The organism is Paraburkholderia sp. J63 (assembly GCF_905220245.1).
In the GTDB taxonomy this organism is placed as follows: Bacteria; Pseudomonadota; Gammaproteobacteria; order Burkholderiales; family Burkholderiaceae; genus Paraburkholderia.
The window spans coordinates 140,493-164,168 of record NZ_CAJMZF010000012.1 but is presented as its reverse complement, the minus strand read 5'-3'; the positions used below and the strand labels follow the sequence as shown (position 1 = coordinate 164,168).

20 protein-coding genes are annotated in these 23,676 nt (G+C 67.1%); 8 read left to right on the top strand and 12 right to left on the bottom strand.

The genetic code is table 11. The features are described from left to right. Nucleotides 1-62 precede the first annotated feature (62 nt). Both U5775_RS15730 and U5775_RS15725 read right to left on the bottom strand, forming a co-directional pair. Entirely contained in the window at nucleotides 63-989 is a 927-nt protein-coding gene (locus U5775_RS15730) for a hydroxymethylglutaryl-CoA lyase (RefSeq protein WP_322059033.1), read from the bottom strand. Nucleotides 990-1,056: 67 nt separating this feature from the next. Beyond that, complete coding sequence (locus tag U5775_RS15725; RefSeq protein WP_322059032.1) at nucleotides 1,057-2,007, bottom strand: glyoxylate/hydroxypyruvate reductase A; 951 nt, start codon at nucleotides 2,005-2,007, stop codon at nucleotides 1,057-1,059. Between the two features lie 221 nt (nucleotides 2,008-2,228). On the opposite strand from U5775_RS15725, the gene U5775_RS15720 reads away from it, so the two are divergent. Continuing rightward, entirely contained in the window at nucleotides 2,229-2,879 is a 651-nt protein-coding gene (locus U5775_RS15720) for an alpha/beta hydrolase (RefSeq protein ID WP_322059031.1), read from the top strand. Between the two features lie 80 nt (nucleotides 2,880-2,959). Here U5775_RS15720 and U5775_RS15715 read toward each other — a convergent pair whose 3' ends face one another. Together U5775_RS15715 and U5775_RS15710 are read right to left on the bottom strand one after the other, a co-directional pair. Then, nucleotides 2,960-4,234 (bottom strand): acetate/propionate family kinase, encoded by a 1,275-nt coding sequence (locus U5775_RS15715; RefSeq protein ID WP_322059030.1) that lies wholly within the window; start codon nucleotides 4,232-4,234, stop codon nucleotides 2,960-2,962. Next, nucleotides 4,231-5,172 (bottom strand): bifunctional enoyl-CoA hydratase/phosphate acetyltransferase, encoded by a 942-nt coding sequence (locus U5775_RS15710; protein WP_322059029.1) that lies wholly within the window; start codon nucleotides 5,170-5,172, stop codon nucleotides 4,231-4,233. The genes U5775_RS15715 and U5775_RS15710 overlap by 4 nt, the downstream gene beginning before the upstream one ends. A gap of 811 nt (nucleotides 5,173-5,983) precedes the next feature. On the opposite strand from U5775_RS15710, the gene U5775_RS15705 reads away from it, so the two are divergent. Next, complete coding sequence (locus U5775_RS15705) at nucleotides 5,984-8,617, top strand: DUF3141 domain-containing protein (protein WP_415913589.1); 2,634 nt, start codon at nucleotides 5,984-5,986, stop codon at nucleotides 8,615-8,617. A gap of 57 nt (nucleotides 8,618-8,674) precedes the next feature. After that, nucleotides 8,675-9,454: an enoyl-ACP reductase FabI gene (gene fabI, locus U5775_RS15700; protein ID WP_322059027.1), complete on the top strand. Its 780-nt coding sequence runs from the start codon at nucleotides 8,675-8,677 to the stop codon at nucleotides 9,452-9,454. Nucleotides 9,455-9,490: 36 nt separating this feature from the next. On the opposite strand, the gene U5775_RS15695 is transcribed toward fabI, so the two are convergent. After that, the gene (locus U5775_RS15695; RefSeq protein WP_322059026.1) at nucleotides 9,491-9,772 is read right to left on the bottom strand and encodes a hypothetical protein; all 282 of its coding nucleotides are present in this window, start codon (nucleotides 9,770-9,772) and stop codon (nucleotides 9,491-9,493) included. 397 nt (nucleotides 9,773-10,169) lie between these two features. Between U5775_RS15695 and U5775_RS15690 the strand changes: the two genes are divergently transcribed. The 4 genes from U5775_RS15690 to U5775_RS15675 all read left to right on the top strand — a co-directional run bounded on the left by U5775_RS15690 (nucleotide 10,170) and on the right by U5775_RS15675 (nucleotide 13,215). Further along, nucleotides 10,170-11,294: a hypothetical protein gene (locus U5775_RS15690; RefSeq protein ID WP_322059025.1), complete on the top strand. Its 1,125-nt coding sequence runs from the start codon at nucleotides 10,170-10,172 to the stop codon at nucleotides 11,292-11,294. 33 nt (nucleotides 11,295-11,327) lie between these two features. Continuing rightward, on the top strand, nucleotides 11,328-12,467 hold the full coding sequence (locus U5775_RS15685; RefSeq protein ID WP_322059024.1) for a hypothetical protein: 1,140 nt from the start codon (nucleotides 11,328-11,330) through the stop codon (nucleotides 12,465-12,467). Between the two features lie 122 nt (nucleotides 12,468-12,589). Then, a complete protein-coding gene (locus tag U5775_RS15680) occupies nucleotides 12,590-12,823 on the top strand; it encodes a type II toxin-antitoxin system prevent-host-death family antitoxin (RefSeq protein ID WP_322059083.1) in 234 nt (77 codons plus the stop codon). Then, complete coding sequence (locus U5775_RS15675; RefSeq protein ID WP_322059023.1) at nucleotides 12,820-13,215, top strand: type II toxin-antitoxin system VapC family toxin; 396 nt, start codon at nucleotides 12,820-12,822, stop codon at nucleotides 13,213-13,215. The genes U5775_RS15680 and U5775_RS15675 overlap by 4 nt, the downstream gene beginning before the upstream one ends. An 80-nt stretch (nucleotides 13,216-13,295) precedes the next feature. On the opposite strand, the gene U5775_RS15670 is transcribed toward U5775_RS15675, so the two are convergent. The 5 genes from U5775_RS15670 to argS form a co-directional block, all read right to left on the bottom strand. Beyond that, complete coding sequence (locus tag U5775_RS15670; protein ID WP_322059022.1) at nucleotides 13,296-14,903, bottom strand: ABC transporter substrate-binding protein; 1,608 nt, start codon at nucleotides 14,901-14,903, stop codon at nucleotides 13,296-13,298. 234 nt (nucleotides 14,904-15,137) lie between these two features. Then, nucleotides 15,138-15,923 (bottom strand): SDR family oxidoreductase, encoded by a 786-nt coding sequence (locus tag U5775_RS15665; RefSeq protein ID WP_322059021.1) that lies wholly within the window; start codon nucleotides 15,921-15,923, stop codon nucleotides 15,138-15,140. Between the two features lie 14 nt (nucleotides 15,924-15,937). After that, nucleotides 15,938-16,576, bottom strand: coding sequence for a thiol:disulfide interchange protein DsbA/DsbL (locus U5775_RS15660; RefSeq protein WP_322059020.1), 639 nt, complete (start codon nucleotides 16,574-16,576; stop codon nucleotides 15,938-15,940). Nucleotides 16,577-16,758: 182 nt separating this feature from the next. Beyond that, the gene (locus U5775_RS15655) at nucleotides 16,759-17,613 is read right to left on the bottom strand and encodes an SPOR domain-containing protein (protein ID WP_322059019.1); all 855 of its coding nucleotides are present in this window, start codon (nucleotides 17,611-17,613) and stop codon (nucleotides 16,759-16,761) included. 98 nt (nucleotides 17,614-17,711) lie between these two features. Continuing rightward, nucleotides 17,712-19,496 (bottom strand): arginine--tRNA ligase, encoded by a 1,785-nt coding sequence (gene argS / locus U5775_RS15650; RefSeq protein WP_322059018.1) that lies wholly within the window; start codon nucleotides 19,494-19,496, stop codon nucleotides 17,712-17,714. Nucleotides 19,497-19,942: 446 nt separating this feature from the next. Between argS and U5775_RS15645 the strand changes: the two genes are divergently transcribed. Then, nucleotides 19,943-20,269 carry a DUF1840 domain-containing protein gene (locus U5775_RS15645; RefSeq protein WP_322059017.1) on the top strand — a complete coding sequence of 109 codons (327 nt, stop codon included), beginning with the start codon at nucleotides 19,943-19,945 and terminating at the stop codon, nucleotides 20,267-20,269. A gap of 179 nt (nucleotides 20,270-20,448) precedes the next feature. Here U5775_RS15645 and U5775_RS15640 read toward each other — a convergent pair whose 3' ends face one another. Next, on the bottom strand, nucleotides 20,449-20,676 hold the full coding sequence (locus U5775_RS15640; protein ID WP_322059016.1) for an acid-shock protein: 228 nt from the start codon (nucleotides 20,674-20,676) through the stop codon (nucleotides 20,449-20,451). A 269-nt stretch (nucleotides 20,677-20,945) separates the two neighbouring features. Continuing rightward, the gene (metH, locus tag U5775_RS15635) at nucleotides 20,946-23,663 is read right to left on the bottom strand and encodes a methionine synthase (RefSeq protein ID WP_322059015.1); all 2,718 of its coding nucleotides are present in this window, start codon (nucleotides 23,661-23,663) and stop codon (nucleotides 20,946-20,948) included. Between the last annotated feature and the right edge of the window lie 13 nt (nucleotides 23,664-23,676).

The following is a 23,676-nucleotide window of genomic DNA, read 5'->3' as shown; positions in this document are numbered from 1 at the left end:
TCGTTCTTTCCTTCGTACTGCGCTTCAATGCCAGATGAAATGCCAGATGCAATGCGCGAGCGTCACGCGCACGCGGCCGCGTTCTGCTTCTTCGCGAGCAGCGCCTTGCCGGCGCGCGAGACGTTGGGCCGGCCGATCGCCTTCGAAATGAAGTCGCCGGCTTCGACGACCTGATCGAGGTCGACGCCCGTGTGAATCCCGAGGCCGTTCATCAGATACAGCACGTCTTCGGTCGCGACGTTGCCGGTCGCGCCTTTCGCATACGGGCAACCGCCGAGCCCCGCCACCGACGCGTGGAAGATCGCGATGCCTTCTTCGAGCGCCGCGTAGATATTGGCGAGCGCCTGGCCGTAGGTGTCGTGGAAGTGGCCCGAGAGACGCTCGCGCGGAAACACCTTGGTGACCGCTTCGAACACTTCGTGCACGCGCTTCGCGGTGCCCACGCCGATGGTGTCGGCGATATCGATCTCGTCGCAGCCGAGCGCCGCAAAGCGCTGCACCACGTCGACCACGGACGCCAGCGGCACCTCGCCCTGATATGGGCAGCCGAACGCGCACGAGACGCTGCCGCGAATGCGCACGCCGGCGGCTTTCGCCGCTTCGGCCACGGGCGCGAAGCGGTCGATGCTCTCGGCAATCGAGCAGTTGATGTTCTTCTGCGAGAACGCCTCGCTCGCGGCGCCGAAGATCACGATTTCATCGGCATGCGCGGCGAGCGCGCCTTCGAAGCCGCGCAGGTTAGGCGTGAGCACCGAGTAGAGCGCGCCGTCGCGGCGCGCGATGCCGGCCATGACCTCGGCGCCGTCGGCCATCTGCGGGACCCATTTCGGCGAGACGAACGAGGCCGCTTCGATGTTTGGAAAGCCCGCCTTCGAGAGCCGGTCGATCAGCTCGATCTTCACGGCCGTGGGCACGAATTCTTTTTCGTTCTGCAGACCGTCGCGCGGTCCGACTTCGACGATTTTTACTGCGCTGGGCAATGTCGCCATGTCTGTCTCCTGCCTGAATCCTTGCGTGTTCCATGCCGCGCGGGCCGGGGCCCGCGCGCTTCGATGTTCAATATCCGCGTGCCGTATGCACGATGCCGCTCACCGTCTCGCCGCGCGCGAGCGCCTCGATCTTGTCCGCGACCTGCGAGATCGCTTCGTCGCGCAGCGTGAGCGCCGAGCTATGCGGCGTGATCGTGATGCGCGGCTCGCGCCAGAACGGGTGATCGCCCGCGAGCGGCTCGTGGCGGAACACATCGAGCGTGGCGGCCGCGAGCGTGCCGTTCGCGAGCGCATCGACGAGGTCTTCTTCGACGAGATGCGCGCCGCGCGCGACGTTCACGAGATACGCGCCGCGCGGCAGCTTGCCGAAGGTGCGCGCGTCGAGCACGTTCCCGGTGTCGGGCGTGGCGGGCAGCAGGTTCACGAGCACTTTCACGTCGCTCAGGAAAGCGTCGAACTGCGGGCCGCGCAATTCGCCCGAGAAGGTCTCGATGCCGTCGAGGGTTTTCGCGCTGCGCGAGAAGCCGCGCACCGGCACGCCGAGCGACGCCACCGCGCGCGCGACCCGCGCGCCGAGCACGCCGAGGCCGAGCACGCCCACCGTGAAGGTCTCGAGCGGATGCGGCGCGAGCACATGCCATTCGCGGCGCGCCTGCTGCAGCGCGTATTCGTCGAAGCGGCGCAGATAGCGCAGCACCGCGTGCTGCACGTATTCGGCCATCTGCGGCGCCATGCCCGAGTCTTCGAGGCGCACGAGCAGCGCATCCGCAGGCAAGGTGCCCGGATGATCGCGTTCGAGCGCGAGGATCGCATCGACGCCCGCGCCCAGGTTGAACACCGCGCGCAGGCCACGGCGCGCGGCGAACAGCTCGCGCGGCGGATGCCAAACGACGGCGTAATCGGCGGGGGCCGTATCGCCGGGCTGCCATTCGCGCAGCTCCGCGCCGGGCAGGGCGCGCGCGAGACCCTGGAGCCAGGCGGAGGCGTCGGCTTGCGGGAGCCAGAACAGAATTTTCATCGTGGTTCTTTTCCCTGCGGAAGTGAAATGAGCGAGATGAGTCGCCACATTCTACTTTTTCATGCCCGAGGCCGCCGGGCTTTCTCCGCGCGGCCCGCGCCGCGGCGGTGCAGCGCAGCAGATCGGGAGGGGGCGAAAAAGCTAAGCAAAAAAAATTGGTTCGATGCGCGGGGGCTGCGGATCACAATCCATTCACGACCCGTCGAAGCGAGGAAAAAATCATGCTTTCGTGCACCGGTTCTTCGTGCGCTTCCCGCTGGCCGCCCAGACTCGTGACCGTGCCTGGACTGCACGGCAGTGAAGGCGCGCATTGGCAGAGCTGGCTCGAGCGCCAGTTCGCGCGCTCGCTGCGCGTGGAGCAGGACGACTGGGACGCCCCCGATCTGGCGCTCTGGAGCCATGCGCTCACGCGGCTGCTCGCGCGCGAACGCGGGCCGTTCCTGCTCGCCGCGCACAGCTTCGGCTGCCTCGTGGCGGCGCATGCGCTCCAGCACGGGCTCGTTGCCGCCGACGTGGCGGGCGTGCTGCTCGTCGCGCCCGCGAGCCCCGAAAAATTCCGCTTCGCGGGCGGCTTCGAGGCGCGGCGGCTGCCCGTGCCCTCGATCCTCGTCGGCAGCGAGACCGATCCGTGGATGCCGCTAGAGGGTGCGCAGCGGCTCGCGCAGCAACTGGGCAGCGCGTTCGTGAATCTCGGCGACGCGGGGCACGTCAACACGGCGGCGGGCTTCGGTCCGTGGCCGCGCGCGAAGTATTTCGTCGATACGCTCGTGCATTGCGAAGCGCCAAGGCGTTTGCGTGACGACGCGCAGGCGGTGGACGAAGCCGGGAACGGCGTGCCGTTCAGCGTGAGCGAGCGGTTGAAGTTCGCCTGAAGCGCATCGGCGGTTCAACTGCGGTTCGCCTCCGATTCGCTTCAAGCGCGCTGGGTGCTTGCGCAGCCGGCGCCACCACCTCAATGCGCCAACGTCTCGCGCAGCAGCCGCGCCGTATGCAGCGCGATCATCCCTTCTTCGTCGGTGCGGATCGCGAAGACCGGCACGCGGCTCTCTCGCGCGCTCACGCGCTCCTTGCCGGCGTCGTTGGCCGCCGTATCGAGCGCGATGCCAAAGAGCGGCGCAAGCCGCTCGCAGACCTGTGCGCGAATCGGCGCGGCATGCTCGCCGATCCCGCCTGTGAGCACCAGCGCATCGAGCCCGCCCAGCACGACGGCGAGCTTGCCCACCTCCTGCGCGATGCGGTACGTGTAGAAGTCGATGGCGAGCTTCGCCCGTTCGCTCTCGCTCGCGAGCAGTTCGCGCATGTCGCTGCTCACGCCCGAGAGGCCCTTGAGGCCCGACTCGTGATAGAGCAGCTTCTCGATCTCGTCGTGGCCCATGCCCTGCGCCATCATCCAGAGCACCGCGCCCGCGTCGAGCGCGCCGCAGCGCGTGCCCATGGGCAGGCCGTCGAGCGCGGTGAGGCCCATCGTCGTTTCCACGCTCTTGCCGTCTTTCATCGCGCACAGGCTCGCGCCGTTGCCCAGATGCGCGACCACCACGCGGCCGCGCGCGACGTCGGGCGCGGCCGTATGCAGGTGACGCGCGATGTACTCGTACGAGAGGCCGTGAAAGCCGTAACGGCGGATGCCGTCGTCGTAGTAGTGGTACGGCAGCGCGAAGAGCTGCGCCATGATGCCGTTGTCCGCGTGAAAGGCCGTGTCGAAGCAGGCCACCTGGGGCAGCTCGGGCGCGGCCGTGCGCACGGCGCGGATCGCCGCGAGATTGTGCGGCTGATGCAGCGGCGCGAGCGGCGTGAGCGCATCGAGCGCTTCGATCACCTTGTCGTCGATGAGCACGGCCTCCTTGAAGTGCGCGCCGCCGTGCACCACGCGATGGCCGATCGCGGCGGGCGGCGTGTCGCGCAGGCCCACCGCGAGCACGAGGCGCAGCAGGCGAAACGCGGCGTCGTGGTCGGCGACCTGCGCGACCGGAAACTTCTCGTCGACGATGAGCCGGCCGTCGGCCATGTGCGCTTCCACGCGCGGCGCCACGCCGATGCCTTCGATCTGGCCGCCCGCGCCATGTATTGCACGTAACCTCGCGCCCGCGCCGCCTTCCACGTGAGGATCGTCGATCACGCGATACACCGAGCACTTGATGCTCGACGAGCCCGCATTCACGACGAGCACGATGTGGCCTTCGCCCGGAGCGTGAGCGGGCGCGGCGGGGAGAGTCGGCGTCGCGGTCACAGGGCCTCCGTGGTCACGCGCGCGCGCCGCGCATGGGCGAGCAGCACGGCGATCGCGCAACTGCCGATGCGCGCGCGCACCGAGTCGGCGCGGCTCGTGAGGATGATCGGCACGCGCGCGCCGAGCACGATGCCGGCGGCTTCCGCGCCGGCGAGAAAGGTGAGCTGTTTGGCGAGCATGTTGCCCGCTTCGAGGTCGGGCACCAGCAGGATGTCGGGGTCGCCCGCGACCTGCGAGACGATGCCCTTGATGCGCGCGGCCTCGGCGCTGATCGCGTTGTCGAAGGCGAGCGGGCCGTCGAGCAGGCCGCCCGTGATCTGGCCGCGATCGGCCATCTTGCAGAGCGCGGCGGCGTCGAGCGTCGAGGGCATCTTCTCGGAGACCGTCTCGACCGCCGCGAGGATCGCGACCTTCGGCGTGGCGATGCCGAGCGCATGCACGAGATCGATGGCGTTGCGCACGATGTCGGCTTTGTCGGCGAGCTTGGGGAAGATGTTGACGGCGGCGTCGGTGATGAAGAGCGGCTTGTGATACGTGGGCACGTCCATCGCGAACACGTGCGAGAGGCGGCGCTCCGTGCGCAGGCCGCTCGCGCCGAGAGCCACTTCGTGCAGCAGCTCGTCGCTATGGAGGCTGCCCTTCATGAGCAGCTCGGCTTCGCCCTCGCGCACGGCGCGCACGGCGAGCTCGGCGGCGGCGTGGCTATGCGGCGCGTCCACGATCTTGAAGTTGTCGAGCGGGAGCCCGGCTTCCTCGGCCACCGAGCGGATCTTCGCCTCGGGGCCGACCAGGATCGGCGCGATGAGGCCGAGCCTGGCGGCATCGAGCGCGCCCGTGAGCGACGAGATGTCGCATGGGTGCGCGACCGCGGTGGGTACGGGCGGCAGGCCCGCGCAGCGGGCGAGCAGGGCGGAATACTTGTCGGGCTTTGCAGTCATGATGTCGGTTTTCCATCCATGCAAGGCAAGCTGAACCACGGTTGCGCGGGTACATCTCTATGTCCCATGCTGCGGCGCGCAAAGCGCTAACAGTGTAGTCCAGCCTGGTGGGCGCCGACAGCAAAGTGCGCAGCCGTTGCGGGCTGCCCGCGCGCCGTATTCAGCAGGCATCGCCGGCATGACAGCCGGGGACGGAGCGTTTGCGTTTTCTGTCACGCCGACTTCACGCCGCCGCGCGATCATGGCGCGATCAGGCGATCCGGCCCGCCTTGACATTGCGCCCAGCGCTGCCTAGATTGAGATACTGCAGTGCAGCATGGCTGCCGCGCGCGTTCGCCCGTCCGTTGCTTGTGGTGCGCGAGCGGCGCCTCGTGTCGCGCTTGTATCTGCTTGTGCCCGCTTGTGTCTATTTCATGCTGTTGGCCGCCGTTGCTGCCTTGTTCGGGCGGCGGCCGCCGCAGCCGCGCGTCCCGTGCGCCGTTCCTGCGATGCGCGCCATGCATCGCGCGTGCGCCATCCGCGCTGGCCGCGCGGCCTCGCTTTGCGCGCGGCCGCGCGCGCCCCGTTAAAGGAGATCCGTCTCGTGGCAGTATCCGCCTTCTCGCCCGCGCTCTCGTCCGATTCCTCGTCGACTTCGGCTACCACGCCGGCCAGCGCTCCGTACTGGCCCCTCTGGCCGTTTCAGGCTTTGGAGGCTTTTCAGCCTTTCCAGCCTTTCGAGGCTTTTAAGCCGTTCCCGCAGCCGTTTCAGCCCCTCTCCGGCGCCTTCGCCGAATCGGCCGTGACGCGCGAGTCCTCGGCGACGGCGTCCATGCCCGCGCTTCCCGCGCTGCCCAAGGCGGCGCCCGCCGCGATCCAGCCGCTGTTCGAATATCTGTTCGACGCCTGGCAGCGCAGCGTGCTGTTCCTCGACGTGCTGCGCGAGCGCGGCAACCAGACCTACATGCACGAGAAGGCCGGCATGCCGCCGGTGCTCACGTTCGACTACGAAGTGATCGCCGATGGGCGCGAGCTCAAGGACCCGTGCAACTACGCGCTCCTGCGCATCAAGCCCGAGGCGGGCGTGCAGACCGACGCGCGCATGCGCCCGTTCGTCGTGATCGATCCGCGCGCGGGACACGGCCCCGGCATCGCCGGCTTCAAGATGGACAGCGAGGTGGGCATCGCGCTGCGCAAGGGCCACCCGTGCTACTTCGTGACCTTCTTCCCGGTGCCGACCGAAACGCAGACGATCCAGTCGGTCGGCGAGGCGGAAGCCGTGTTCCTGCAGAAGGTGCGCGAGCTGCACCCCGACGCGGACGGCCTGCCGTTCGTGATCGGCAACTGCCAGGGCGGCTGGGCCGCGGCGCTGCTCGCGGCGTCGGCGCCCTCGCTGGTCGGGCCGCTCATGCTCGCGGGCTCGCCGCTCTCGTACTGGGCCGGCGTGCGCGGCAAGAATCCCATGCGCTACTCGGGCGGCATGCTGGGCGGCTCGTGGATGTCGTCGCTCGCGGCCGATCTCGGCGACGGCCACTTCGACGGCGCGCATCTCGTCACGAATTTCGAAAACCTCAACCCGTCCAACACGTTCTGGGGCAAGCTCTACAACCTCTATGCGAAGGTCGATACGGAGCGCGAGCGCTTTCTCGAGTTCGAGCGCTGGTGGGGCGGCCACTTCCAGCTCAACCGCGCCGAGATCGACTGGATCGTGCAGAACCTGTTCGTCGGCAATCACCTCACGCGCAACGAGGTCTACGCGAAGCACGCGCGCGCGCCCGTGGACCTGCGCAACATCCGCACGCCGATCATCGTGCTCGCCTCGTGGGGCGACAACATCACGCCGCCGCAGCAGGCGCTCAACTGGATTCCCGATCTCTACGCGAGCGTGGACGAGATCGTCGCGAACGAGCAGGTGATCGTCTATTGCCTGCACGACAAGGTGGGGCACCTGGGCATCTTTGTTTCGGCGAGCGTGGCGAATAAGGAGCACACCGAACTATTTTCGGCGCTCGATATGATCGACGTGCTGCCGCCGGGCCTCTACGAAGCGAAGATCACCGACTCCACGCCCGAAGCCGGGCGTCTCGAAGCGCTCGAAGGGCGCTACGAGATCCGCTTCGAGCGCCGCACCATCGACGACATTCTCGCGCTCGACGACGGCCGCGACGACGAGCAGCCGTTCGAAGTGGTGCGCCGCTTCGCGGAGAACAATCAGCGGCTCTACGACCTCTATGTCTCGCCGTTCGTGCGCGCGTCGAGCAACGCGCTTTCGGCGCATCTGCTGCGCGAGGCGCATCCTTCGCGCGTGGAGCGCAGCGTGTTCAGCGACGCGAATCCGGCGCTCGGCGTGCTGCCCGCCGTGGCGCACGCGGTGCGTGCGCATCGCGTGCCGGCCGCGCCCGACAATCCGTTCACGCTGATCGAGAGGCAGGTCTCGGCGAGCATCGAGGGCGCGTGGGACGCATACCGCGACGCGCGCGATGCGTGGGTCGAGCGTTCTTTCTACAGCGTCTACACGGCGCCCTGGGTGCAGGCGTGGGTGGGCGTCGCGCCCAATACGCCGCTCGACCCGATCGCGCCGCCGCTCACGGCGCTGCGCAAGGAACTCGCGCAGCAACGCCTGCGCGCCGCGCGCGAGCACCTCTACAAGGGCACGCTCGTCGACGCGTTCATGCGCATCATGGCTTATCTCGCCGACGAGATGCACGTGGTGCAATATCGCCCGTTCCAGCGCATGCGCGAGCTCGCGCGCGAGTACATGGGCGATCGCCAGCCGAGCATCGCCGAGCTCAAGGAGTCGGCGCGCCGCCAGGGCGCGATCGTGCAGCTCGACGCGCGCGCGGCCATCGAGGCGCTGCCGGGCCTGGTGCCCGACGCGCGCACGCGCCGCTTGCTGCTTTCGGTGGTGTATCAGGTCGCGACGGCCTATGCGCCGCTCGAAGGCGAGCGGGCGGAGCGCTTCGCCGAGGTCCAGCGCGTGCTGGGCGTCGAGCCGGGCAGCGAGAAGGCGCCGTTGCCGCCGCCGCCGGGCGGGGGCAGCGCGGGTGAGGCGGGTGGCTCGGGCAATGCGGGCGGTCGGGCGGAAACGGGCTCGGCTGCGGGTTCGGCCAGCGCAGCGGGCGAAGCGTCGGGCAGCGCGCGGAGCGCCGCTGCGGCAAGCGAAGCGCAGGCGCCGGCGCAGGCCTTGCCGGTGCAGGCCGCCGCGAAGACGACGAAGCCTTCCGCCAAGGCGGCGGCTGCCGAAGCCGCGCCGGCCGTGAAGCCGAGGCGTGCGGCCCGACCGCCCGCGAAGGCAAAGGCGGACGCCACCGCAACGGCGCATGTCGCCGACGCTCCGGAAGCGAAGGCAGCGGCGAAGACGCCTCCCGCCCGGCGTGCCCGCGCCGCCGCGAGCGCGTCTTCCGCGACGCGCAGCGCCCGTCCGGCAGCGGCGCGCCGCCGTGCGTCGCCCGCCGCAGGCAAGTAAGGCGGGCAAATAATGCGCGACCCCGAATCGAACCACGACACCGCATCGAGGCAATCCATGCAGACCCCTCCGGACCGGCCGCTCGCCGGCATGCGCGCCCTCGTGACGGGCGTGGCCAACGCCGAATCGATTGCCTGGGGTTGCGCGCGCGCATTCTCCGAGCTTGGCGCCGAGCTCGCGCTCACCTACCTCAACGACAAGGCCAAGCCCTTTGTCGAGCCGCTCGCGAACGAGCTCGGTGCGACGCTGCTGCTGCCCCTCAACGTCGAGGACGACGCGCAGCTCGACGCCGTCTTCGCTGCCGTGCGCGAGCGATGGGGCTCGCTCGACATCGCGCTGCATTCCATCGCCTATGCGCCGAAGGCCGATCTGCAGGGCGGCCTGCTCGAATCGTCGGCGCAGGGCTTCGCCTATGCGATGGACGTCTCGTGCCACTCGTTCATCCGCATGGCCAAGCGCGCCGCGCCGCTCATGCCGCGCGGCGGCACGCTGTTCGCGATGAGCTACGACGGCGCGAACCGCGTCGTGCCGAACTACAACCTGATGGGACCGGTGAAGGCGGCGCTCGAAGCGTCGTGCCGCTATCTCGCCTATGAACTCGGGCCGCTCGGCATCCGCGTGCATGCGATCTCGCCGGGACCGCTCAAGACGCGCGCCGCGTCGGGTCTGCCCGATTTCGACCGCATGCTTTCCGAAGCGGTCGAGCGCGCGCCGCTAGGCGAGCTCGTCGACATCATGGACGTCGGCTACGCGACGGCCTATCTCGCGACGCGCTACGCGCGCCGCCTGACCGGCAACACGGTCTATATCGACGGCGGCGCGCACATCATGGCCTGAGCGGGCGGCGGCCCGCCCGGCCGTTCCCCCGCGCGCTCACCAGCGGCGATAGCCGTAATCGCCACCGTGATCGCCCCAGCGGCGGTCGCGGCCCCAATGATGATCGTGCCAGCGGCGCTCTTCCCAACGGCGCTCGCCCCAGCCGCGGTCGTCGTGCCAGCCGACATAGGCCGGCGCCGCATAAACCGGCGCGGGAGCGGCGTAGACCGGCGCCGGTACGCCAACGGCGAGTCCCACGGAGACGCCGGCCATCGCGGTCTGCGAGACGGCGAGAATCGTTGCACCCGCACCCAGTGCGGCAATGAGTTTCGCGTTCATTCGAGTCTCCTTGGCTCGTTGAATGGACGCCTCCAATCTAGTTCGGGCCGCGTCGCCGCGAATTACGAAACTGCAACAATCGTCTCGGTATCGCGAGTCGGCGCGGCTGCGCTGCAGGGTCGAAGGCCATTGCCTGCCAGCGAAAGGCCCTTGAAAACAAGGGCAAAACGCGGATTCATATCACGTCGTGAAAAAATCGATACGTCGGGAGCGGACGCAACATGTTGCGTATTTCCGGCAGCCGTAACGTGGGCTTGATGGGGACACCAAGGTCCGTCCTGTAAGTATCGGTAATACAAAATTGCAGATTCTGTAACCTGTGTAACGAGTTAGCGCCGTAGACTCGCGCTTTACCGTGTCGCGAAGCTCGGGCTTCGCTACCTTGCAAGGTTCAGCGATGGCTTCCGAAGGCAACGCCATCCGCCCGTCATGTGCAGTCGTCGAGGCGGAACACGATGCGCATGCATCGAAATGGCCGGTTCGGCGTGCCGGCAATACGTTTTTCAAGCTGCTCTACCGCTACACGCATTCGCGCGCATGGCGGCACAACGAGCGCCTCGCGCATGGCGTGGGCCTCGAGCGCGACGAAGCGGGGCGGCTCACCGGCATGTCGATACGCGGACATCGTCTCGCGTGCGTGAACGCCCAGATGCCGCTGATGCCCGACTTGCACGATGCCGGGCACGAATGCCACCTGATCGCCACCGGCCCCTCCGTGAATCTCGTCGACTATCGCGCGCTGCATATGCGGCGCGTGCTCGGCGTGAACGGCGCCATTGCGCTCACCGAGCGCCAGGGCGTGCGCTTCGATTACTACTGCATCGTCGACACGGGCTTCGTGCGCAGCCGGCCCGATCTCGTCGAGCGCGTGATTCGCGAGCCGCTCACGCTGTTCGCCACGCCGCTCGTGCTCTGGCACATCGCCGAGCGCATCGGGCTCGAGCGTCTGCGCTGCCGCGTGTTTCTCATCGACGACATGCTGTTTCCCGCCGGCCGCCGCGCACCGCGCACGCGCGACTTGCGCGCGACCTACGACGCGCGCACGCTGGCGGTGTTCGACGCGCCCCAGCCGCTCGGCTTCAGCCTCGACTTGCGGCGCGGCGTCTTCGACGGCCGCACGGTCGCCTATACGGGCCTGCAGGTGCTCGCCGCGCTCGGCTTCCGGCGCCTTTATCTGCACGGCCTCGATCTCACCGACACGAAGCGCACGCCGCGCTTCTACGAGCAGGCGGCGTCGCACATGCAGCCGAGCTATCTCGACGAGAATTTCCACGACTTCATCGAGCCGTCGTTTCGCCATGCCTCGGCGCTGCTGGCTAGCCGCGGCGTGGACGTGCGCAATCTCTCGATGGCAAGCGCGCTTGGCGAAGACATCTTTGCGAAGATGCCGTGGCAGACGCTCGTGCGAGCGGCGGCGTGCGTGGGGGAGTCGGTGCCTGCATCGGGGCTCGCATCCACGGCGGGATTCGCGGCTGGTTCTATACCAGCCGCGATGACAACTTCAACGCCCGCGCTCGTCTAAGCGTCGCGCAAACGTTCCCGTCGTCACGTCATCATGCGCGTCGTCCACATCTCGAACACACCGGTGGCGGGCAGCCCCGGCAACATCGTCGCGGCGCTGAACCGGCACACCGACATCGAGGCGCGCCACGTCGTGTTCGACGCATCGGCCTATGGCGCGCGCACGTTCGCGGTCGATATCGACTGGCGCACGCAGCGCGACGAAGCGCTGGCCGCCATCGATGCCGCCGACGTCATTCACCTGCATCAGCACTTCTCGTTCGACGAGACCTTCGGCGCCGATCTGCCGCGCCGCTTCGGCGCGCGCAAGCTCATCCGGCAATACCACTCCGCGCCCGCGCTCTGGGCGAAGGGGGACCCGGGCCTGCTCACGCGCATCGTTACCGATCCGCTGCCGCAGCTCGTGATCGCGCAGGGGCCCGAGCGCTACTATCCGCTCGCGCGCGTGGTGCCGAACCTCGTGCCGATCCACGACGCGCGCTATCTGCCCGCGCCCGAGGCCGACGACGGTCCGCCCATCGTCGTCTATGCGCCGAGCGGCAGCCGAAGCGCCTGGAAGACGCGCTGGGAGACCAAGGGCGCGCCGCAGACGCTCGCGCTGCTGCGCCGTCTCGAACGGCGCGGCCTGTGCCGCGTGCAGACGATCACGAACACGCCGCACGATGCGTGCTTGCGGCTGAAGCAGCGCGCGGCGCTGGCCGTCGACGAATGCGTGACGGGCAACTATCACCTGAGCGGACTCGAATCGCTGGCGCAGGGCAAGCCCACCATCGGGCACCTCGACGCGCGCGTGCAGGCGCAACTGCGCGCCATGACGGGCGCGGTGGAGCTGCCCTGGGTGGACGTGCGGCTAGAGGAAGCGGAGCCCGTGCTGCGCGCGCTGCTCGCGGACAAGCGTCTACGTGACGAGATCGGGCTGGCCTCGCGCCGCTGGATGGAGACGCACTACGACGAACGGACGCTCGTCGAGCACTACCGGCGCGCGTATTTCGATCTGTTCGAGGCGCCGGAGACCTTCGGTGTGCCGCGCTTTCGCACGCATGCGCAGGCGTGGCAGGCCGTGGCGCTGCACGATCACGCGTGGCGTGCGCGCCGGCGCGTGGGCATGCCGTGGTGGCTGCATGCCGCCGATGCGCTCAAGCGCTTCGTGAAGGGCACGCCTCTGTTGCCGTGAGATGTGAAAAAGCCGCGGACGTGCGCCGGCGGATGGATCTGCCGCAGCATCGGAAAGCACTTGGTTTGACAGCCATCCCGCTCTATAGTAATGACTATGGTCATATGACTATGGGAGGTGAAATGGAAGGCATCCAGGTTTCGAAGTCCGAATTCAAGGCTAAGGCGCTTGAGTATTTCCGCCAGGTAGAGGCATCGGGCGAAAGCGTGATCGTGACGGATCACGGCAAGCCTGCATTGGAGGTTCGGCCATACCAGGAGAATGTGCGCAGTCCTCTCGACGTGCTGCGCGGCTCGGTGGTTCGCTACAGCAATCCCACCGAGCCTGTCGACGTCGAATGGGAGGCCGCTCGATGATCGTCCTCGACACGCACGCTCTCATCTGGTGGGCAAACGGCGACGACGAACTGAGCAAAAAAGCAAGAAAAGCGATCGAGCAGGAGCTGGACGGCGGACAAATTGTGGTGTCCGCCATTTCGGCCTGGGAGATTGCGATGCTGGTGGAGCGCGAAAGGCTGGTGCTTTCCATGGACGTGGAAAGCTGGCTTGCCACCGTATCGGCAATCGAGGCCGTGCGCTTTTTGCCCGTCGATGTCGAGATCGGCATGAAGTCGGTCGCGCTGCCGGGCACGTTCCACAAAGACCCAGCCGACCGGATGATCGTGGCGACGGCACGCAAGCTCGCCGTTCCTCTGGTGACGCGTGACGAGAAAATTCGCGCCTATAAACACGTCAAGACGATCTGGTGACAGCTCGGCAAAATGCGGCCCGCGCGGGAAACGGTTTCCGCGCGGCCGCCCGATTACCGCACCAAACCTACCTCGCCAAACTACTGCACCGAAACACTGCCGAAGTTTTGCCGCCCGAACGGGCTCACCTGATAGCCGCTCACGTTCGTGCGCGTGATGGCCGTGGCCGTGGGATAGCCGATCGGAATCCACAGCGCCTCTTCGTGGATGATCTTCTGCGCGGCCTCGTAGTCCTTCGCGCGCCTGGCTTGATCGGCGGTTTCCTTGCCGTCGGCGATCAGCTTGTCGAGCTGCGGATCGCAAAAGCGCGCGAAGTTGATGCCCGACTTCACCGCGTTGCAGCTAAAGAGCGGCGAGAGGTAATTGTCGGGGTCGCCATTGTCGCCGGCCCAGCCCATGAACAGCGTGTCGTGCTGGCCCTGCTTCGCTTCCTTGATGAGCTCGCCCCATTCGATCACCTTGATGTCGGCCTTCACGCCGATCTTCGCGAAGTCGGCCTGCAGCAGCTCCGCGCCCACGCGCGGGTTCGGATTCAGGACGCTGCCGTTCGGGCGCACCCAGATCGTCGTCGCGAAGCCGTTGGGGAAGCCCGCCTCGGCGAGCAGTTGCTTCGCCTTCGCGATGTCGTGCGGATACGGCTGGATCGATTTGTCGTAGCCCCAGGTGATGGGCGGCCACGGATTGGTCGCGGGCGTCGCGGTGTTGTCGAACACGGTCTTGAGCCAGGTCGTGCGGTCGAACGCCATGTTCAGCGCCTGGCGCACCTTCTGGTTATCGAGCGGCTTCTTCTGCGTGTTGAGCGCGATGAAGGCCGTCATGAACGCGGGCGTCTGCACGATCTTGAGCGCCTTGTCCGTCTTCGCGTCGGCCACGTCCTGGGGCTTGGGCGAGAGCGCGATCTGGCATTCGCCGGCCTTCACCTTTTGCGCGCGCACCGTGGCGTCGGGCGTGATCGCGTAGATCAGGCGGTCCACCTTGGGCTTGGGCCCCCAGTACGTGGGATTGACGTCGTAGCGGATCACGGCGTCCTTCGTGTAGCTCTTGAGCACGAACGGGCCGGTGCCCACGGGCTTCGCGTTCAGGTCGATCTGTTTGCCGGCCTTGAGCAACTGGTCAGCGTACTCGGCCGAGTAGATCGACGCGAAGCCCATCGTGAGGATCGGCAGGAAGGTGGCGTTCGGCTCGTTGAGCTCGAACTTCACCGTGTTCGCGTCGACCTTCGTGATCGACTTGATGAGCTTGGGCAGCCCCATCGACTGCGCGTGCGGGAAGCCGCTCGCGCCCGCCACCTTGTGCCACGGATTGTTGTCGTCGAGCATGCGCTCGAAGGTGAAGACGACGTCGTCGGCATTGAGCGGCCGCGTGGGCTTGAACCATTCGGTGGTCTGGAACTGCACGTTCGGACGCAGATGGAACGTGTAGGTCAGGCCGTCGGCGCTCACGTCCCACGACTGCGCGAGCGCGGGCACGACTTTCTTCTGCGCTTCGTCGTAGGCGACGAGCGGGTTGAAGATCACGTCGGCGGATGCGTTGGTGGTCACGAGCGAGTTGAACTGCACGACGTCGAAGCCGTCCGGGCTCGATTCCGTGCACACCGTGAGCGGTTTCGCGAGCGCGGGCAGGGCCGCGCAGGCGAGCGCCGCGCCAAGCGCAGCGGCGAGCACGGGAGCGGGCGAGAGGAAGCGCATGGGGTCTCCGTTTGGCCTGGTTGGGACTTATAGCCGGCCAAGCTTATCGAAGGGACATTGTGCAGACAACAACATAATCGGCATACCCATATGAGGGTGCGATCGGGGGCCCGCAGCGGTGGGGGCCCCCGAAGGTGCGAGAGGGGGCAGGCAGGGGCGCGCGGGCGGTGCGCCGGGGCGGATCAATGCGGGCGGATCAAGCGCGGACGATCAACGACGCTCGACCGCGGCGTATCAATGCTGGGCGGTGCGCGGCTTGCGCGGCGCGCGCTCGAACGCGCGATCGTAGAGCCAGCGAGGCAGCGCTCCGAGCAGCGCCGCGACCACGCGCATCGGCCACGGAAACACCGCGAAGGCCGTGCCGCGCGCGATGGCGTCGGCGGACTTGGCGGCGAAGCGGCTGGCGTCCATGAGGAACGGCATGCGATACGGGTTCTTCGCCGTCATGGGCGTGCGGATGTAGCCGGGCGCGATCGTCACGACGCTCACCTTGAACGGCCGCATCTCCACGCGCAACGACTCCAGGTACGCGAACGCCGCCGCCTTCGAGGCACTATAGGCGCCCGAGCCGGGCAGCCCGCGCACGCCGGCCACGCTCGCGATGCCCACGAGCGTGCCGCGCCGCGCCTGCGCCATCGCCTCGGCGAACGGCTCGAAGGTGGCGACCATGCCGAAGTAGTTGGTGTCCATCACGTCGCGGAACGTGGCGAGGTCGCCGTGGCCCGTGAGCGCGCCGCGGCTCACGCCGGCGTTGGCGATCACCACGTCGGGCAGGCCGTGCCCGGCGATGAAGGCGTGCGCGGCGGCCGCGAGCGCATCGGCGTCGCGCACGTCGGCGCAGTAGAGGGAGACGGAGGACTGCGGATGGGATTGGCGCAGGCTCTCGACGAGGGCCTCGAGCGCGTCGGCGCGGCGCGCGACGAGTCCGAGGATGGCGCCGCGCCGCGCGTATTCGGCGGCGAGCGCCGCGCCGATGCCGCTCGACGCGCCGGTGATGAAGACCTTCAGAGGCGGTGTCATACCGGCGCGCGGGCTCACATCTTCTTGGCGCGGATCTGCGAGACGATGAAGTCCATCACCTGGAGCGTGCCCGGCAGGCTGTTGGTCGCGGCCGGACCCGTCTCGTACTTGCCCTGGATGGCGATGGTCGGCACGCCGTCGATCTTGTACGCGTCGATCATGGCCTTGTCGCGCTGCAGGTCGCTCTGCGTCGAGAACGAGTTGTACGCGTCCATGTACTTCTTCGGATCGACGCCCTGCGTCGAGAGGAACTTGACCTGGGCTTCCGGCGTGAGCAGATAGTCCTTGTTCACGTGAATCTCATGGAACACGGCCGGCGTGAGCTTGTTCGCGAGGCCGAGCGCCTCGAGCGCGTAGTACATCTTCGAATGCGGGATGAAGTCGTCGCGGAACGCCACCGGCACGCGCTTGAACACGACGTCCGGGCCTTGCTTCTTGATCCAGTCTTCGAGGTACGGGTCGAACTCGTTGCAGTGCGGGCAGCCGTACCACATGAACTCGATGACCTCGATCTTGCCCGCGGGCACGTCGAGCGGCTGGACCGCCTTGAGGACCGTGTAGTCCTTGCCGGCGACCGGCGCGGCGGGTGAGGCTTGGGCCGCGCCGGCCAGCATCGAGAGCGAGACCACAAGCGTTCCGAGAAGTCGTTTCATAGCGTGTTATTCCAATGTACGGGGCCGGCGGCGTCCGGCCTGGGCAATGAGCGGCGAGCACGTCAGGGGCGCGCTCGCGCGTGGTGCGGTTACATCCTGATGTTGCGTTCCGATGTTGCGTTCTGGCCTTGCGGACTCGCGCTGCGAGCCGGACCTGGCCCGCGGCGCGGTGAGAGCGGCGCTTACTGCTTCGTGAAGCGGATGACGGCGGTGTCGATACCGGCGTCAGACAGACGCTGGCGGGTCGAGTTCATGTCGTCGAATTTCGAGAACGGCCCGATGCGCACGCGGTAATACGTGATCCCGCCTGCGTCGCGCTGCGTCACCTTCGACTCGAAGCCCTGGAACGCGAGACGCGCGCGCTGCTGCTCGGCGTCGGCCGAGGTTTTGTACGCGCCCACCTGCAGGAAGTAGCCCGTGTTGGCTTCGGCGGCCGAGGGCGCGCCGGGCTGCGCGGGCTTGAGGCTGCTCGCGCTAGGCGCGGGGATGGCGTTGGGCGCCTTCTGCGGCTGGTTGTTGGCGAGCTGCTGCGCGGGGGCGCTCGGCGCCTGCGGCTTCGGCGCTGCGGCCGTGGCGCTGTTGCCGGTCGAGGGCCGGGGCGCGACCGCGACGCCGTTATTGGCGCTGGCGTTGTTGCCGGTCGCGTTATTGGCGGCATTGCCCGTGCCGTTGTCGGTGGAGCCCGCCGGCGGCACTTCTACGATCTGCGGCTCTTCCAGCATGCCCGAGGACTGCGACTGGTTCGTGGTCTGGCCCGGCGCCGTGTTCGGCGGCGTGCTTTGCGCGGCCTGCGGCGGCACCGGCTGGCCCGGCGTCTTGCCCTGCAGCACGCGGTTCGGATCGTATTGCTCGCTCTGGCTGGCGTCGGAGGCCGCGGGTGGCGCGACCTTCGAGACGAACGGCGTGGGCGAGCGCGTGATGTAGAGCGCCACGACCACCGCGATCGCGAGACCGACAATCAGGCCCAGCACGACACCGAGAAAGGTACCCCCGGACTGTTTCGATTGTTGCTTTGTAGTGCGGCGCGGTTTTGCCATCGTCTGAATCACCTGCAAACAAGAGAATCCTGGAACGGCGCGTTCCGCACGCGGACGCGCCCCAAACATGTCGCTTCGCGAATCGTGCTACCTGCGCGTCACATGCGCTCCGGCGCCGAGACGCCGATCACCGCGAGGCCGTTCGCGAGCACCTGGCGCGTGGCCGCGAGGAGCGCCACGCGCGCGTCGCGCACGGCCGCATCGTCGACGAGAACGCGTTCGGCATTGTAGAACGAGTGAAACTCAGCCGCGAGTTCGCGCAGGTAGAACGCCACGGCGTGCGGCGCGAGTTCGGTGGCCGCATGCGTGAGCATGTCGGGGAACTCGGCCAGCTTCGCGATCAGCGCGAGCGCGCGCTCGCTATCGAGCGGCTTGAGATCGACCTTGGGCAGCGCGGCCAGCTTGCCGCCGTGCTTGCCCTGCCAGTCGCCGAGAATCGACGAGATGCGCGCGTGCGCGTACTGCACGTAATAGACGGGGTTTTCGTCGTTTTCCTTCAGCGCGAGGTCGATGTCGAACACGAACTCGGTGTCGGCCTTGCGCGAGATGAGGAAAAAGCGCACGGCGTCGCGGCCGCGGCGGATGGTCGCTTCGTCGAGCAGATCGGGCGCGACTTCGCTGCCCGGATTCGCGCCGCCCGACCATTCGATCAGGTCGCGCACGGTTACGTAGCTGCCCGCGCGCTTGGAGATCTTCACTTCCTGGCCGTCGCGCATCACCGTGACCATCTTGTGCAGCACGTAGTCGGGGTAGCCCTTCGGAATGCCCACGCCGAGCGCCTGCAGGCCCGCGCGCACGCGCGCGATGGTGCCGTGGTGGTCCGAGCCCTGGATGTTGATGACCTTGGTGAAGCCGCGCTCCCACTTGGTCACGTGATAGGCGACGTCGGGCAGGAAGTACGTGTAGGTGCCGTCGGACTTGCGCATCACGCGGTCCTTGTCGTCGCCGTAGTCGGTGGTCTTGAGCCACAGCGCGCCGTCCTGCTCGTAGGTCTGGCCCGAGGCGATGAGCGCCTCGACGGTCTTCTCGACGCGGCCTTCCGTGTACAGCGACGATTCGAGGTAGTAGCGGTCGAACTTCACGCCGAACGCCTGGAGGTCGAGATCCTGCTCGTGGCGCAGATAGGCCACGGCGAAGCGGCGGATCGCTTCGAGGTCCTCGGGGTCCTGCGCGCCCTTCACGGGCTCGCCGTCCTTCGCGCCCACCGTTTCGCCCGCGAGATAGTCGCGTGCGATGTCGGCGATGTATTCGCCGTTATAGGCCGCTTCGGGCCAGCCGGCGTCGCCGGGCTTCAGGCCCCGCGCGCGCGCCTGGGTGGAGATCGCGAGGTTGCCGATCTGCACGCCCGCGTCGTTGTAGTAGAACTCGCGGTGCACGTCGTAGCCCTGCGAGGCGAGCACGTTCGAGATGGCGTCGCCGAGCGCGGCCTGGCGGCCGTGGCCGACGTGCAGCGGGCCCGTGGGGTTGGCCGAGACGAACTCCACGAGCACATGCTTGCCGGCGTCGCGCTTCGACTGGCCGAACGCGGCGCCTTCGGCGAACACGGCGTTCAGCACGGCGCGCTTCGCGTCGGCGGTGAGGCGCAGGTTGATGAAGCCGGGGCCGGCCACTTCGGCATCGGCGATCAGGCCGGCCGCCGCGGGCAGCGTCTTCACGGCATCGACGATCTGCTGGGCCAGCGCGCGCGGATTGGTGCGCAGCGGCTTGGCGAGCTGCATCGCCACGTTGCAGGCGACGTCGCCGTGCGCGGCGACCTTCGGGCGCTCGAGCGCGATGGCGGGAATGACGAATGCAGCCTCGGTGGCGCCTTCGGTGGCTTTGGCCACCTGGGCGACGGCGTCGGCGAGCAAGGTCTCCAGGGTGAGTTTCTGTGCGGGCAGCATGCTTGTTGCAGGTCCTGTGCGGGTAATGGGGTGCGGGGCTGGCCGCCGCGATGGCATGGCTGGCGTGGCCGCCGTCGTGCTTGCGCCTTTCTCGTGATCGCGCCTTTCACCGGGGGGACAGGCGGGGCAACCAGGCCGGCCGTAGCGGCGCGCAAGGCGGGCGCCGGGACGTCGGCATCGCATTTTGCGCCGCTTTTCGCTCACTTCGGCGCGCGGCCGCGCCCTGCGGGTAATTCCGTCCAGACGGATTTTAGCAGGTGCTAATATGTGAAATGAGAAGCCCGGCAGGGGGACGCCGCATTGCGGCGCCCGACGCCTTGCCGGGTTGGGCTTCTCCAGCCGCGCCTTGCCGCTCGCGCCCCGTCATTTGCAGCCCATGCTGCAACGGCGCGCAGCGGGTTCGGAGAATCAAGGCGGACCTCAAAAAAACAGAAAGGGAAACAGACATGCTGGTTACATTCAAATGTCATGCGTCGCCCGACGTGACGATGCTGGAAAACCTGGCTCAGTACCTCCTCGGCATCATCGGCAAACGGCTCGGTCCGCGCGGCGTCATTACCCATGACGAGCTCGAGACGGCCATCGGCAAGCTCGAAGCGGCCATCGCCACCGACAAGAAAGAACGCGCCGAGCACGAAGGTCATTTCCACGAAGGCGAGGAAGGCCACGAGCATCACGAACTGCCTCCGGGCCTCGCGCAACGCGCATTTCCGTTCCTCGACATGCTGCGCGCGGCGAAGAAGGAAGACAACGACGTCCTCTGGGGTGTTTGAGCGGTAGTGGAGCAGGGCTGTGCGCGTTGTCGCGCGGCCTCTGCGCGGCAGGCGTGCCTTGGCGCAAGGCGCCTTGGCCTCGGATCCCGAAAGCAAAGAGCCCGTACAGCGAACTGTACGGGCTCTTTGCTTTGGTGCTTACGTTTCTACGCGGCTTGCGGCGCGCGTCGGCGCGCAGCTTACTGGCTCGCGGCGGCCGGCTCGGCCGTCGAGGAAGCCGATGCGGCGCCCTTCTTTACCTTCTTTTTCTTCGGCTTTTTCACGTGTTTCTGCGTGGGGGCCGAATACGACGTTGCGGCGCTCGCTTCCTGATGGACGACGGCTGGCTGGGACGCCGGCTGGGCAAACGACGGCTGTGCGAGCGCCGCGACGCCGAAGGCGGTCAACATCAACATCAGCTTCTTCATACGATATCTCCGGGCAACGGTGTTATTAAGGACTTGCTGATGAACGAGCCGGCGCGGCGCCGGATGATGCATGCCGCGTTGGGCTTTGGGTGCTGCGCGGCCATCTTACAAAGCCGAAAAAAAGCCGAGAATTCGCGTGCGCGAAATATTCAGGCTATCGGTTTCCGTATGTCGGGCCACGCCGATGATGGTTGCCGCGGGCCGTTGCAAGCCGCCTTCCGCGTTAAAGGGGGGCAACCGGGGCGCACCGAAACGCCCCGCCGGCGTCTTTAGAGCAGCGGCGCGAGCGCGCGCCGCGCGTCCTGGTCGGACAGCGCCATGCGGCGTGCGAAGTCGGCGAGCTGGTCCTGGCCGATCTTGCCCAGCGTGAAGTAGGTGCTGTCCGGATGCGCGAGATAGAAACCCGAAACGCTCGCCGCCGGCAGCATCGCGAGCGATTCCGTCACGCTCATGCCCACCTCGTTCGCCTGCAGGAACTCGAACATGTCGCGCTTCACGAGGTGGTCCGGGCAGGCCGGATAGCCCGGCGCCGGGCGAATGCCCACGTACTTCTCGGCGATCAGCGCGTCGTTGTCGAGCGTCTCGTTGGCCGCGTAGCCCCACAGGTCGCGGCGCACGCGCGCGTGCATGGCCTCGGCGAACGCTTCCGCGAAGCGGTCCGCGAGCGCCTTGAGCATGATCGCGCTGTAGTCGTCGAGATCCTTCTGGAACTGCGCTTCCTTCACGTCGACGCCGATACCGGCCGTGACCGCGAACATGCCGATATAGTCGGCCACGCCCGACTCCTTCGGCGCGATGAAGTCAGCGAGCGAGCGGTTCGGGCGCATCACGCCGTCGACCACGGGACGCACCGACTGCTGGCGCAGATTGCGCCACGTGAGCGCGACTTCGGTGCGCGACTCGTCGGTGTAGATCTCGATGTCGTCGTCGTTGACGGTGTTCGCGGGCAGCAGCGCGATCACGCCGTTGGCCTGGAGCCAGCGCCCCTGAATCAGGCGCGAAAGCATCGACTTCGCGTCGGAGAACACGCGGCGCGCCGACTCGCCCACGATCTCGTCGTTGAGAATCTGCGGATACGGACCCGCGAGGTCCCAGGTCTGGAAGAACGGGCCCCAGTCGATGTAATTCGCGAGCTCGTTGAGATCGAAGTTCTTGAACACGCGGCGACCGAGGAACTTCGGCTTCACGGGCTGGAAGTTCGCCCAGTCGATCTTCGTCTTGTTCGCGCGCGCTTCTTCGAGCGTGACCATCGGCTGCGCCTTCTTGTTGGCGTGCTGGTCGCGGATGCGGTCGTAGTCGCTCTTCAGTTCGTCGAGGTACTTCGTCGCGCCTTCGTCCGAAAGCAGGCTCGATGCGACCGAAACCGAACGCGACGCGTCCGGCACGTACACCACCGGCCCTTCGTAATGCGGCGCGATCTTCACGGCCGTATGCACGCGCGACGTGGTCGCGCCGCCGATCAGGAGCGGAATCTTCTTCACGCGGAAATAGTCGTCGCGCTGCATTTCGCTCGCCACGTAGGCCATTTCCTCTAGCGAGGGCGTAATGAGCCCCGAGAGGCCGACGATATCCGCGCCCTCGACCTTCGCCTTCGCGAGAATCTCGTTGCACGGGACCATCACGCCCATGTTGACCACTTCGAAGTTATTGCACTGGAGCACCACCGAGACGATGTTCTTGCCGATGTCGTGCACGTCGCCCTTCACCGTCGCGATGACGATCTTGCCCTTCGCGCGCACGTCGCCGCCCGCTTCGGCGAGCCGGCGCTTTTCTTCCTCGATGAACGGAATCAGGTGCGCCACGGCTTGCTTCATCACGCGCGCCGACTTCACGACCTGCGGCAGGAACATCTTGCCCTGGCCGAACAGGTCGCCGACGATGTTCATGCCGTCCATGAGCGGGCCTTCGATCACGTTGATCGGGCGGCCGCCGCCGCCCATGATCTTCTGGCGCGCTTCTTCGGTGTCCTCGACAATGAAATTCGTGATGCCATGCACGAGCGCGTGCGCGAGACGCTTCTCGACTTCCTGATTGCGCCACTCGAGGTTCTCTTCCTTCTTCGCGGCGCCGGTCTTGAACTTGTCGGCGATTTCGAGCAGACGGTCGGTCGCGTCGGGGCGGCGGTTGAGCACCACGTCTTCCACGCGATCGCGCAGCTCGGCGTCGAGGTCGGCGTAGACGCCAAGCTGGCCCGCGTTCACGATGCCCATGTCCATGCCCGCCTGAATGGCGTAGTAGAGGAACACCGTGTGAATCGCTTCGCGCACCGGGTCGTTGCCGCGGAACGAGAACGAGACGTTCGAGACGCCGCCGCTGATCTTCGCGTAGGGCAGATTCTTCTTGATCCAGCGCGTGGCCTCGATGAAGTCCACCGCGTAGTTGTTGTGCTCCTCGATGCCGGTCGCCACCGCGAAGATGTTCGGATCGAAGATGATGTCTTCGGGCGCGAAACCCACTTCGTTTACGAGGATGTCGTACGAGCGCTTGCAGATCTGGGTCTTGCGCGCGAACGTGTCGGCCTGGCCCTGCTCGTCGAAGGCCATCACGACGCTCGCCGCGCCGTAGCGGCGAATGAGCTTCGCGTGATGGACGAACTGCTCCTTGCCTTCCTTGAGCGAGATCGAGTTGACGATGGCCTTGCCCTGCACGCACTGCAGGCCCGCTTCAATCACGTCCCACTTCGACGAGTCGATCATGATCGGCACGCGCGCGATGTCGGGCTCGGAGGCGATCAGGTTCATGAAGCGCACCATCGCCGCCTTCGAGTCGAGCATCGCTTCGTCCATGTTGACGTCGATGACCTGCGCGCCGTTCTCGACCTGCTGGCGCGCGACCGCGAGCGCCTCGTCGAACTGGCCGTTGAGGATCATGCGCGCGAAGGCTTTCGAGCCGGTCACGTTGGTGCGCTCGCCGACGTTGATGAAGAGCGTTCCTTCGTTCACGTTGAAGGGCTCGAGGCCGGAGAGTCGCAGGGTATGGTCAGTCATGGTCGTTGAGGTG